The sequence below is a fragment of the Streptomyces sp. NPDC006335 genome (genome assembly GCF_040612795.1).
Lineage (GTDB): Bacteria > Actinomycetota > Actinomycetes > Streptomycetales > Streptomycetaceae > Streptomyces.
On the sequence record NZ_JBEXQX010000002.1, the window covers coordinates 66,738 to 78,281 of the forward strand.

An 11,544-nucleotide genomic window follows, 5' to 3' on the forward strand; every position below is an offset into this window, starting at 1 on the left:
CATGAGCAAGACCGCACCCGACACCTCCGACGCCTCCGAGGCTCCCACCGGTGACCAGGACCTCGGCGCCGCCGGCTCCCAGCTCTCCACCGCGCCCGTCGAGTCCTCGCCGAACCTTCCGTCGCTGGGCGTGATCGGCTGGGCCCGCTGGTTCTGGCGCCAGCTGACCTCCATGCGGGTCGCGCTGCTGCTGCTCCTTCTGGTGGCGCTCGGCGCGATCCCCGGCTCGCTGATCCCGCAGACCGGCACCGACGCCACGAAGGTCGCCGACTTCGTCAAGAACAACCCCACCCTCGGGGACGTCTACGACAAGCTCGGCCTCTTCCACGTCTACAGCTCGGTGTGGTTCTCCGCGATCTACATCCTGCTGTTCGTCTCCCTCATCGGCTGCATCGTGCCTCGCACCTGGCAGTTCGTCGGGCAGCTGCGCAGCAGGCCGCCGGGCGCCCCCAAGCGGCTGACCCGGCTGCCCGCCTACACCACCTGGCGCACCGAGGCAGAGCCCGAGCAGGTCCGCGAGGCCGCGCTCGTCCTGCTGAAGAAGAAGCGCTTCCGCGCCCACCTCGCCGGGGACAACGTCGCCGGTGAGAAGGGTTATCTGCGCGAGATCGGCAACCTCGCCTTCCACATCGCGCTGATCGTGATGCTGACCGCCTTCGCCTGGGGTCAGCTCTTCAAGTCCGAGGGCAACAAGCTGGTCGTCGAGGGCGACGGCTTCTCCAACACCCTCACCCAGTACGACGACTTCAAGTCCGGGAACCTCTTCGACACCGGAGACCTGGTGCCGCTCAGCTTCACCCTGAACAAGTTCACCGGCACCTACGAGACCAGCGGCCCCAACAAGGGCACCCCGCGCCTCTACCAGGCCGCCATCACCTACAGCGAGGGCGCCTACGGCAAGGACCACAAGACCCTCGTCAAGGTCAACGAGCCGCTGGAGATCGGCGACGCGAAGGTCTACCTCACCGCCCACGGCTACGCCCCCCTCATCACGGTGCGGGACGGCAGGGGCAACGTCGTCTTCCACGACGCGGTCGCCCTGCTGCCGCTGGACTCCAACGTCACCTCCACCGGTGTCATCAAGGTCCTCGACGGCTACAAGAACGCCAAGGGCGTCAGCGAGCAGCTCGGCATCTCGGCCTTCTTCCTGCCGACCTACACCAAGGGCAGCGAGACGGCCTCCACCTTCCCCGCGCTGCTCAACCCGGTGCTCAACCTCACGCCGTACCACGGCGACCTCGGTGTCGACTCGGGCATCCCGCAGAGCGTGTACCAGCTCGACAAGTCGCATGTGAAGGACTTCAAGGACGCCAAGGGCCAGGAGCTCAGGGAGAACCTGAAGCCGGGCGAGACCATGAAGCTCCCGAACGGCGCCGGCTCGGTCACCTACGAGGGCACCAAGCAGTGGGCGAACTTCCAGGTCGTCCAGCAGCCCGCCAGCGGCTGGGCCCTCGCCGGCGCCCTCACCGCGATCTTCGGCCTGGCCGCGTCCCTGTTCATCCAGCGCCGCCGGGTGTGGGTGCGGGCGGTGCGCGGCGACGACGGCGTGACGGTCGTCGAGATGGCCGGCCTCGGCCGCAGCGAGTCGGCGAAGGTACCCGAAGAACTGGGAGAGCTGGCGGGAGTGCTGTACGACCAGATGCCGAGCACCGAGCAACCCACCCCCGAACCCCAAGAAGCACCCTCTGAAGGGTCTGAAAAGTGACTCTCGCCGCCGCAACCGAGTTGGCCACCGCCACCAACGAGCACCTCGCCAACATCAGCAACACGCTGATCTACTCCTCCATGGCCGTCTACACCCTGGCCTTCTTCGCGTACATCGCGGAATGGCTCTTCGGCAGCCGCAGCAAGGTCGGCCGGACCGCCGCCGCGCTCACCGCCGACGCGAAGGCCAAGGCGCCCGCGGTCACCGTGAACCAGGGCGGCAGCACCGCCGTACTGGAGCGGCCGCAGGTCGTGGTGCGGTCGGCGGCCGGGTCGCGAGACGTGCCGGACGGGCCCGGGGCACACGGCGGGGACGAGCAGGGCGACCTCTACGGGCGTATCGCCATCTCCCTCACGGTGCTCGCCTTCCTCGTCGAGCTCGCCGGGGTGATCGCCCGCGCGGCCTCGGTGGAGCGGGCGCCCTGGGGCAACATGTACGAGTTCAACATCACTTTCTCAACGGTGGCCGTCGCCGTGTACCTGGGCCTGCTGGCCCTGAAGAAGAACGTGCGCTGGCTCGGGCTGTTCCTGGTCACCACGGTCCTCCTCGATCTCGGCCTCGCCGTCACCGTCTTGTACACCGCCAGCGACCAGTTGGTTCCCGCCCTTCACTCGTACTGGCTGTACATCCACGTCTCCACCGCGATCTTCTGCGGCGCGGTGTTCTACGTCGGCGCGGTCGCCACGATCCTGTACCTCTTCAAGGACAGCTACGAGAACAAGATCGCGTCCGGCGGCACCCCCGGCAGGTTCGCGAACTCCGTCCTCGACCGGCTGCCGGCCTCCGCGAGCCTCGACAAGTTCGCCTACCGCGTCAACGCGGCCGTCTTCCCGCTGTGGACGTTCACGATCATCGCGGGCGCGATCTGGGCGGGCGACGCGTGGGGCCGCTACTGGGGCTGGGACCCCAAGGAGACCTGGTCCTTCATCACCTGGGTCGCCTACGCCTGCTACCTGCACGCGCGCGCCACGGCCGGCTGGAAGGGCCGCAAGGCCGCCTACCTGGCGATGCTCGCCTTCGGCTGCTGGCTGTTCAACTACTACGGCGTCAACATCTTCGTCTCCGGCAAGCACTCGTACGCGGGCGTCTGAGTCCCCGCTCGACGACACTGGTGTCATGACCGGATCCGTCGAACAGGGCACCAGTCAGACCCGTGGAAGCAGCCGCGTCCTGCACTTCCTGGTGCGGCTGCCGGTCCCCATGGAGGGGGTCTGGCCCGTGGTGGGCAGTGCGGACGGGCTGGCGCGCTGGTGGACCGGCGTGCAGGTGCTGGAGCCCCGGCTCGGCGGCGCGGTCGTGCTGCCGGGTCTCGGGCAGGGGCAGGTCACCGCGTGGGACGTGGACCGGGTCGCCGAGTACACCCTGGAGCGGGGCGACCGGATCAGGTTCCATCTGGAGCGGGACGGGGACCAGGGGGCCGTCCTGCGCTTCACGCACGAGTACGAGGGGGCGGGGGAGACCGAGCCCGCCTGGCGGGCCCGGTTCGAGCGGTTGCTGGAGACCCTGGACGCCTAGAAGTGCACCTCCGCGCAGGCCCGCCCGCGTGACTCGAGTCCGCCGCCGGTGTGCTCCCAGCCCTCCGCGCACAGCACCGCGCCGTTGGGCAGGTCCCGGTGGACGTGCACGACGAACTTCTGGTGGTAGCCCCAGAACTGCGTCGCGCTGTTGGTGTCGATCCCGCCGCCCCAGATGTGGAAGTGCCCGGTGAAGTCGCCGTTCCAGGTGGTCGCCGCCGCGACCGTCTCGACGCGCAGTCCGGCGCCGTCGACGATGACGCAGGTGCGCTGGTTGCACCCGGTCGCTCCGGCGGAGGCGGCCGGCGCCCCCGCGATCGTCATCGCCAGCGCGCACACCGCGCCCAGTACCAGTCTCGTGAAAGTCCCGCTGTTCATGGGCGGGATCCTGGCAGTCACGGTGGGTGACCGGCCGGTACGACGCGCTACGACGGCGGCAGGCACTCCTTCGTGGGCGGTTTCCCCTCCGGCCAGGCGATCCGCACGAAGCGGGCGGTGCCCTGCGGGGTCAGTTCCACGATGGGTACGGCCTTGTCGTACGGGTTGCCGTGGTTGTCGAGGCAGATCCAGCCGCTCGCGCCGTCGACCCGCTGCTGGGTGCCCTTGACGAGCCGCCACTCGTTGCGGACCTCTTCGAGGGTGGGGATGTCCTTGGTGCCCTTGGCGAACCGGATGCCCTGGTACGTCAGCCGCATCGCGTCGTAGGCGATGATGAGCTGGCCGTCCTCCAGGTCGACGTCACCGATCGGGCCCACCTCGTTGCCCTGGCCCTCGCGCACCAGTTCCTGGAGGACCCTCGCGTCGGCGGCCGAACCCCCGGTGGCGGGCGGCGACTTGGTCCAGGCGTCCGGGTGGGCGAGCGCGGTGTAGCGGACGGTGAGGTTGCGGTTCAGGGCGTCCCGGTTCAGGTCCTTGTCGCCGGTGAGGTAGGACGCCTCGTCGCCGGTGAGCAGGGTGAACCTCCGCTTCTGGCAGCCGCGTTCGCCGAGCGCGTTGATGAACTGGCGCAACTGCGTGTGGCGTCCGGCGAACAGGATGGTGTCGGTGCCGGCGTCCGTGTCGCAGACCAGGTGGGTGATCTGCTCGAAGTCGTTGGCGGTGCTGCCCTCCAGACTGCGGTCGTCGGGCGGGTTGAACGACCAGGGGGCGTACGGCGATCCCTTGAGCAGTTTCTCGAAGGAGCGCTGGAGGGTCAGCGAGTAGGGGTCGCCGTGGTCCTTGTCGTCCGCCTTCTGGTCGTGGACCAGGACCGCCTTGTCGGCCGCGACCTGGGCGAAGGAGGTGAGCGCGCGGGCCTCGTCGGTGTTGGTGGGGGCCACTCGGGCGAGCCCGGGGAAGGGGTCCTTGCCGTTCTGGCCGTTGGCGAGGTTGTCGGCGGTGATGGAGGTGCCGACGACCGCGATGCCGCGGGCGGTGAGCGCGGCGACGGCCCGCTTGTTGTCGGCGGTGCTCAGTCCGACCCCGGCGACCGCCCGCAGCCTGTCCTCGCCCCCGGTCATGCCCTCCAGCTGGTCGACGGTGTGCTCCCAGTGGGCTCCGGTGGCACCGGGGTTGGCGAGCACCAGCCGGATCGCGGGGACGGTCCCGTTGGACCGGTGGTTGGCCTGGTACTGCGCGAGGTACGCGCCCTGGAGCTCGTGCAGCACGTCCCCGAGGTTGTCGGCGTCGGTCGCGGTGAAGGGCTCCAGGAGGGCCACGGTGACGTACGGGCCCTTGATGGACCGGTTCTCGCGGTCGATCGCGCGGACCACCGGCCGCAGCGGGGCCCGCCCCCAGTCGTAGTCGGTCGCCGAGACGCCCACGCACTCGTCGCTGCCCTCCGGTCTGACCACCCCGGCCGCGCAGGAGCGGTCGTCGTGGGCGAGGGTGCGGACGGCGAGGACCAGTGCCGCGGTCACCGCCACGCCGAGCACGATCGCGATGTACCGGCGCAGCGGGATCTCCCACACGCCCTCCCGCAGCCGTGCTCCGAAGCCCCGTCCGGCCATCACGCCTCCCCCTCGCCGTCGTCGCCGTCGTCGTTGCCGTCGGGGACCCGCAGGGGGCGCCCCGCGAGCGCGTCCTCGGGCCAGTCCCGGGAGGCCCGCCACAGCAGCGCGTTGCCGGCCGGGCGCAGGTTGGAGAGCTGCTCCAGCTCGAAGCGCAGCCGGTCGCAGACCCTCGGGTCGGGCAGCGCGAGCGGGTCGGTGAGCTGCCACACGGCGTGCAGCAGCCGTCGTACCCGCAGGTGCAGTGCGGGATCCGCGTCGCCCATGGGGTCCGGCATCCGCTGGGCCGCGTCCGTGTGGCCGAGCGCGATCGCCGCGCGCCGGTCGTCGCGGGCGGCGAAGTCGTGGCCCTCGGCGTCGTGCGCGTGGAAGTAGGGCGCCGAGGCGACGAAGCGCAGGGTGCGCAGCCAGGTGCGGGTGTCCAGGGCGGTGAAGGTGTCGCGCAGGTGGGCGACGGCCGACTCCGTGGCGCCGAGGGCGAGTTCGTGGTGCAGGCGGTAGCGGGCGTGGTGCTCGTCCGCGTCGGTGGGCGCGTAGTGCGCGATCAGCGTCTCGTGGGCCTCGCGCCAGCGCCCGTGGTCCGGGGAGCGGTGGTGCAGCCGGAGCAGCAGCAGCGTCCGTACGAAGGGGTCGCCGACGAACCGGCCCGGCACCTCGGGCAGCCCCTCCTCGACGAGCCTGGTCTGCAGGGCCCGTACGTCGGCCGGGCCGAAGTCGTCGGGCAGGAGGGCCTCGGCCAGGGCGGTGGCGGAGTCGTGGTCGTGGGCGGCGGCCAGCACCGTCAGTTCCTCCAGCCGGTCGGCGGGCACGAGCCGGTCCAGGAGTTCGACGTAGGTGGGTCTGCCGTCGCGGTCCTCGTGCAGCCGTACGTCCGAGGTGAGCAGTTCGCCGAGGGAGGCCGTGCCGTTCTGCGCGGCGGACTCGGTGAGCAGGGTGATACCGAGCGGGTTGCCGCCGGTCAACCGGTGGACGGCGTGGGGGAGTTGGGGCGGCGCCTGGTGTTCGTCGACGATGTGCAGGGTGTCGTCGGCGGTCAGCGGCGGCAGGGAGACCAGCAGGGCGCGGGAGGAGGGGGAGGCGGGGTCGGGCGTCCAGTCGGTGCGCCGGGCGACCTCGGGGAGGGTGTGCCGTACGGCGTTGCGCAGGGCGGGGCGTCCGGTGCCGCGCAGCGCGGTGATGAAGACTGCCTGGTCGGCGATGCCCTCGGAGCGGTCGCGCAGGACGGGGTCGGTGAGGCCGGGGCCGGGCGCGGACTGCGCGTTGTCGACGAGGACGAGGGGGCGGCCCAGGCGCCGCATGCGGGGCAGCACGCCGGTGTAGGCGTCGGTGAGGTCGGCGAGCAGGGCCCGGACCAGATGGCGCTCGGCGTGTTCGCGGGAGGTGCCGCCGGCCCTGAAGTGCCCGGACAGCAGCATGAGTCCGCGCCGGGCGTTGCGGCCGGCGTTGGGGTAGTCCCGCCACCAGGTGGCGGCCCGCTGCTGCCGGCGGTGGACGAAGTTGTCGGAGATGGACTCCAGGGTCGCCTCGATGGCGGACGACAGCAGCGGCCCGGTGCCGGTCGCGGCGGCGGCGACGTTGGCGGCGACCCCGCCGGCCCAGCGCCCGGCGAACGCGGCGACCCACGACCCGCTCTCGTTGAGCAGCAGGATCCGCTCGACCTCGCGCCGGATCCGCTCCGAGTCGGTGTCCCGCCACCCTCCGGCGGCGACCGCGACCAGGCCCGACATCAGCCGCGGGAAGGGGAGCCGTCCGGCGCCGGTCACCGGCTCCGCGAGCTGCTCGGCGATCACCAGCAGGGCCTGTGACACCGGCGACCAGGCCTCGGCGTCCCGGCCCGCGGGCGGCGCCGCGAACTCGGCCGCCTCGCAGTCCACCAGGGCGACCGGGGTGTGCCCCTGGTAGGCCTCCCGCAGCTCGGCGAGCAGGGCGCTCTTGCCCGTTCCGCGCGCGCCGGTGAGCACGACGAAGGGGATGTCCTGCGGGTGCTCCACCGCGGTGGCCCGGTGCTGGTGGGGCCGCAGCCCCACGAGCCGTGGTGCGAGCCCCGCCGGGTCCGTGTCGAACAGCGCTCCGCGCCCGTGCAGCCGTCTGTGCACCCGCATTCCCCCCATGCGCGCTGTTTATCAATACCAGGGTAGGGAGGGGGAGTTGGTTCGGACTAGATCGCGTGATGTCCGTTGGGTTACGAAAATGTCGGCACAGGACCGTCACCAGCACGAGCTGCCCGCGTCCTGGACATTCGGCGGCGAATTTTGACACGGTGGGGTGCGCCGGCCCGTAATCGAACACGTGGTCGATGACGCCTTTCGGGAGGCCCGTCGTGTCCCTCTCCTTCTACGCCGAGCAGAGCACCTTCTCCGACCCGGGCGACCTCGTGTCCCTGTACGGCGACCTGCCCCGCGACCCCGCTCGACTGGCCCGTGTCGCACGCGATGTGATGATCCATCGCGTCGAGGGCCACCTCTTCGACCACACCCACCCGACCGACCGGCTCCACGACGACGCCGAGTCCCGCTACATGGACGCCGTCCTGCGGATCGTCGTCGAGCGGAACGACGCCCCCCTGACCGTGCGGCGCGAGCCCGGTGACCGGTTCGTGGGGACCTGCCGGGACTTCACGCTGCTGCACGTCTCGCTGCTGCGCCACGCCGGCGTCCCGGCCCGGCTGCGGTCCGGGTTCGCGGACTACTTCGGGTCGGACGGCTTCCACCACGACCACGTGGTCACCGAGTACTGGGACGGGGAACGGGGCTGGCTGCTGGCGGACGCGCAGCTGGCCGACCCCGCGATCACCGCCAACTGGCCGGTGGACTTCGATCCGATGGACGTTCCCCGTTCACGGTTCCTCGTCGCCGGTGAGGCCTGGCGGGCGATCCGCGAGGAGGGGGCGGACGAGAAGACCTTCGGTCTGCATCCGCCGACGGAGGGGCCGTTCTTCGGGGAGCGGTTCGTGGCGGGCAACATCCGGCTCGACCTCGCCGCGCTGAACAAGGTGGAGACGCTGCTGTGGGACGTGTGGGGCGAGGACGACGGTGAGCCGGGGACGCCGTTGCCGCGGGGTGCGCGGGAGCTCTACGACCGGGTGGCGCCGGTGGTCAGCGGGGAGGTGTCGTTCGAGGCCGTGCGGAAGGTGTTCGCGGAGGAGGACGGGCTGCGGACCCCGCCCACGGTCACGTGTTACGCGCCCTTCAACGGGCCGCATGTCGTCGCACTGCGCTAAGCGGTCTGCTTGAAGCACGGCGCCGTCGTGGCTGGTCGCGCCCGCGCGGCGGTAGCCGCAGATGCAGCACCGCCCCGCGCAGAGCGGCCGTGCGGGTCGGGGAGCAGCCGTTGCGCGGAAAGGGCTCCAGGGTGCCCTGCACCAGGGCCGACAGGCGTTCTCTGTTGGCGGCCCCCCGCCCCTCGTCAGCTCCCGTTCCAGGGTCAGTGCCCGTCGGAGGCGGAGACCGCCTGGCCCACGGCGACCGTGAGGCCGGGGGCGGCTCGTCCGGCTGCGGGCTGCCGGGAGAGTACTTTCCGCACGTTGCCCTCGTGTTTCGGCCACAGGAGAGTGAGAGGCATGGACCCCATGGATCACGCACAGGCCCGGGCGTGGCTCGCCACCGCCGTCGAGGAGGCCCGCGCCGGGCTCGCCGAGGGCGGCATCCCCATCGGGGCCGCGCTCTACGGCGCCGACGGCACCCTCCTCGGGCGCGGGCACAACCGGCGCGTCCAGGACGGCGACCCCTCGGTGCACGGCGAGACGGACGCCTTCCGGGCGGCGGGACGGCAGCGGTCGTACCGTGGCACGACCATGGTGACCACCCTCTCCCCGTGCTGGTACTGCTCAGGGCTCGTCCGCCAGTTCGGCATCTCGCGTGTGGTGATCGGGGAGGCCGCCACCTTTCACGGCGGGCACGACTGGCTGGCCGAGCACGGTGTGGAGATCGTGCTCCTCGACGATCCCGAGTGCGTCCGGATGATGACCGACTTCATCGAGAAGAACCCGGCACTGTGGAATGAGGACATCGGTGAGTAAGCCCCGCATCCCCACCATCGATCTGCGCCCCTGGGTGGACGGCGACGCCGAGGCCCGCGCCGCGATCGCCAAAACCGTCGACGAGGCGCTCCAGAGCGCCGGATTCCTGCTGGTCACCGGGCACGGCGTCGACCCCGGCCTGCGCTCCGGCATCCGGGAGGCGGCGCGGACCTTCTTCCGGCTGCCGACGGAGACGAAGCAGGCGTACGAGGCGAAGGTCGGCGGCCGCGGCTGGCTCGGTCCCGGCGCCGAGGCCAACGGCTACTCCGAGGGCACCGAGACCCCGCCCGACCTCAAGGAGTCGCTGACCTTCGCCACCCACGAGCCCTTCGAGGACCCGGTCGTCAACGCGGAGTGGTACGCGCCGAACGTCTGGCCGGCCGAGGTCCCGGCACTGCGTGAGCTGTGCGAGGAGTACCTGGAGCGGATGGCCGAGCTGGAGAAGCGGCTGCTGTCCCTCCTCGGCGAGGCCCTCGGGCTCGAACCCGACTTCTTCTCCCGGCACATGGACCACCCGACGTACGGCTTCAACATCAACTGGTACCCGGGCACCGAGGTGATCGGGGAACCGCAACCGGGACAGTTCCGCATCGGCCCGCACACCGACTTCGGCACGGTCACCATCCTCGACCGGCAGGCCGGCAAGGGCGGGCTCCAGGTCTTCACGGACGAGGGCGGCTGGGAGGACGCCCCCTTCGACCCGGACGCCTTCACCATCAACATCGGCGACCTGCTGGCCCGTTGGACCGGTGACCGCTGGCGCTCCGGCCGCCACCGGGTACTGCCGCCGCCGGTCGACGCGCCCGCCGAGGAGCTGATGTCCCTGGTCTACTTCGGCGAGTGCACACCCGGCACGATCGTCGAGTCCGTGCCGGCACCGGTCGGACGGGTGGCCCACGAACCCGTCGACTCCCACGTGTACCTGAGGGCCAAGCTGGACTCGATCACGGTCGACTGAAGGGCTCCTCGCAGGCCTTCCGGCCACGGTGGATACAGTGCGACGGCCGCTTTCCCGGGGCGGCCGTCGAAGCTGGGGGAGACATGAGGAAGCGTGCCGTCGCGCGAGGCCTGCTGTATGGGGCGATCGCCCTGGTCGCCGGGGCCGCGGGCGTGGGAGGCACCCTGCTCCAGCAGCGGCTCACCGCCCCCGACACGACGGCCGTCGACGCGCAGGCCGCCGCCCTCGCCCAGGATCTGCGCCAGGACCTGAACGCCGGTTTCCACTCGGCGGGCGGCGGCACCTACGGCGGGCCTTTCACCGAGGGCACGCTGGTCGCCCAGACCGAGGAGCACGGCGGGGCGCTGCTGAGCGTCCGGTCCGCGGGCCTGACCCACACGGCCGAGGTGATGCTGGGCCTCGTACCGCCCGGCGGGACCACCGCCGTCGACGCCGACGCCTACCCGGTCCGCTGCTACCGCATCGCTTTCGCCCGCGGTTCCTACAGCGTGCAGCGGACCACCATCGCTTGCCCGGCCACCCGGCCGGACGGCCAACCCGGCAGTCTCGCCGCGCAGTTGGGCGGGCTGCTCGCGCGACAGCCCGACACCGCGAGCGACCACCGGACGATCTCGGCCGCCGGCTACGACCACACACCCAAGGGCGCCGCGCAGTTCCTGCACGGCAAGGGGCTGGTCTCCGCCGAGGACACCGTGACCGAGGTCGCGGGCCACGAAGCGGGCGACGACACGTACGCCGTCGCCCTGCGCGTCAACGGTGTCTGCCAGTACCTGCGGATGTCCTCCGAGGCCGACCTGGTCCCGCTGTGGACCGCCCCGGCCGCCGAACAGAAGACCTGCACGGCCCGACAGGCGGTCACCGCCTCCGCGTTGTACGGGACCGACCCGGCGAAGGAGGGCTGAACCGGCGGCGGGCGCCGGGTCAGTCGGTCCTGGGGTCCTCGCCCTGCTCCCGGCGCTTGAGCTCCTCCTCGCGGCGGCGCAGGTCGGCCTCCCAGTCCTTCAGGAGGGCCTCGTCCTTTTTGTTCTCCGCCTTGAGGGAGTTCAGGAACTCGGGGTTGTCGTCGGGGGCGACGTACTCCGTGCGGTGGTTGCGGTGCCACTCCGAGGGGGTGCGGCCGTTCGCGGGCGGGGTGCGCAGCTTGCCCGCGGCGAGCCAGGCGATCGGGCCGACGATCCAGAACAGCAGGATGATGAAGACCCAGGCGATCTTGGGAAGGTGCTTCGCCTCGTCCTCGGGGGTGTTGAGGCAGTCGATGAACGCGTAGATCGTCAGCGCCAGCGGGATCAGGTACATCAGCAGCCGGAACATGTGCTTTTGGCCCCCCAGGGAACGTGGTGTGGAGCCTGTGGCGGGCCCCT

The 11,544-nt window shown here is 71.3% G+C and carries 12 protein-coding genes; 7 read left to right on the top strand and 5 right to left on the bottom strand.

The window, feature by feature from the left end; genetic code table 11:
• Position 1 precedes the first annotated feature (1 nt).
• From ABZ098_RS06165 to ABZ098_RS06175, 3 genes are read left to right on the top strand one after another with little or no spacing between them, the layout of a single operon-like run.
• Positions 2 to 1,705, top strand: a complete 1,704-nt coding sequence (locus tag ABZ098_RS06165; RefSeq protein ID WP_356587775.1) for a cytochrome c biogenesis protein ResB — start codon at positions 2 to 4, stop codon at positions 1,703 to 1,705.
• Positions 1,702 to 2,796, top strand: coding sequence for a c-type cytochrome biogenesis protein CcsB (gene ccsB, locus ABZ098_RS06170; protein ID WP_356587777.1), 1,095 nt, complete (start codon positions 1,702 to 1,704; stop codon positions 2,794 to 2,796). Before ABZ098_RS06165 ends, ccsB begins: the two co-directional genes overlap by 4 nt.
• 25 nt (positions 2,797 to 2,821) lie before the next feature.
• The gene (locus tag ABZ098_RS06175; RefSeq protein ID WP_356587779.1) at positions 2,822 to 3,220 is read left to right on the top strand and encodes a hypothetical protein; all 399 of its coding nucleotides are present in this window, start codon (positions 2,822 to 2,824) and stop codon (positions 3,218 to 3,220) included.
• Here the strand turns inward: ABZ098_RS06175 and ABZ098_RS06180 are convergent.
• Genes ABZ098_RS06180 through ABZ098_RS06190 form a run of 3 tightly spaced genes read right to left on the bottom strand, consistent with a single transcriptional unit; the run spans position 3,217 to position 7,309 of the window.
• Positions 3,217 to 3,597, bottom strand: coding sequence for a hypothetical protein (locus ABZ098_RS06180; RefSeq protein WP_356587781.1), 381 nt, complete (start codon positions 3,595 to 3,597; stop codon positions 3,217 to 3,219). The genes ABZ098_RS06175 and ABZ098_RS06180 overlap by 4 nt on opposite strands.
• A gap of 47 nt (positions 3,598 to 3,644) precedes the next feature.
• Positions 3,645 to 5,207 carry a hypothetical protein gene (locus ABZ098_RS06185; protein WP_356587783.1) on the bottom strand — a complete coding sequence of 521 codons (1,563 nt, stop codon included), beginning with the start codon at positions 5,205 to 5,207 and terminating at the stop codon, positions 3,645 to 3,647.
• Positions 5,207 to 7,309, bottom strand: a complete 2,103-nt coding sequence (locus tag ABZ098_RS06190; protein WP_356589323.1) for a hypothetical protein — start codon at positions 7,307 to 7,309, stop codon at positions 5,207 to 5,209. Before ABZ098_RS06190 ends, ABZ098_RS06185 begins: the two co-directional genes overlap by 1 nt.
• A gap of 218 nt (positions 7,310 to 7,527) precedes the next feature.
• Between ABZ098_RS06190 and ABZ098_RS06195 the strand changes: the two genes are divergently transcribed.
• Positions 7,528 to 8,427: a transglutaminase-like domain-containing protein gene (locus ABZ098_RS06195; RefSeq protein ID WP_356587785.1), complete on the top strand. Its 900-nt coding sequence runs from the start codon at positions 7,528 to 7,530 to the stop codon at positions 8,425 to 8,427.
• 203 nt (positions 8,428 to 8,630) lie between these two features.
• On the opposite strand, the gene ABZ098_RS06200 is transcribed toward ABZ098_RS06195, so the two are convergent.
• On the bottom strand, positions 8,631 to 8,768 hold the full coding sequence (locus ABZ098_RS06200) for a hypothetical protein (RefSeq protein ID WP_356587787.1): 138 nt from the start codon (positions 8,766 to 8,768) through the stop codon (positions 8,631 to 8,633).
• Here ABZ098_RS06200 and ABZ098_RS06205 point away from each other — a divergent pair.
• From ABZ098_RS06205 to ABZ098_RS06215, 3 genes are all read left to right on the top strand, one after another.
• A complete protein-coding gene (locus ABZ098_RS06205) occupies positions 8,767 to 9,225 on the top strand; it encodes a nucleoside deaminase (protein WP_356587789.1) in 459 nt (152 codons plus the stop codon). The two genes, ABZ098_RS06200 and ABZ098_RS06205, sit on opposite strands and share 2 nt — an antisense overlap.
• Positions 9,206 to 10,183, top strand: coding sequence for a 2-oxoglutarate and iron-dependent oxygenase domain-containing protein (locus tag ABZ098_RS06210; protein ID WP_356587791.1), 978 nt, complete (start codon positions 9,206 to 9,208; stop codon positions 10,181 to 10,183). Before ABZ098_RS06205 ends, ABZ098_RS06210 begins: the two co-directional genes overlap by 20 nt.
• A gap of 83 nt (positions 10,184 to 10,266) precedes the next feature.
• Complete coding sequence (locus ABZ098_RS06215) at positions 10,267 to 11,085, top strand: hypothetical protein (RefSeq protein WP_356587793.1); 819 nt, start codon at positions 10,267 to 10,269, stop codon at positions 11,083 to 11,085.
• Between the two features lie 19 nt (positions 11,086 to 11,104).
• On the opposite strand, the gene ABZ098_RS06220 is transcribed toward ABZ098_RS06215, so the two are convergent.
• On the bottom strand, positions 11,105 to 11,494 hold the full coding sequence (locus tag ABZ098_RS06220; RefSeq protein ID WP_356587795.1) for a PLD nuclease N-terminal domain-containing protein: 390 nt from the start codon (positions 11,492 to 11,494) through the stop codon (positions 11,105 to 11,107).
• Between the last annotated feature and the right edge of the window lie 50 nt (positions 11,495 to 11,544).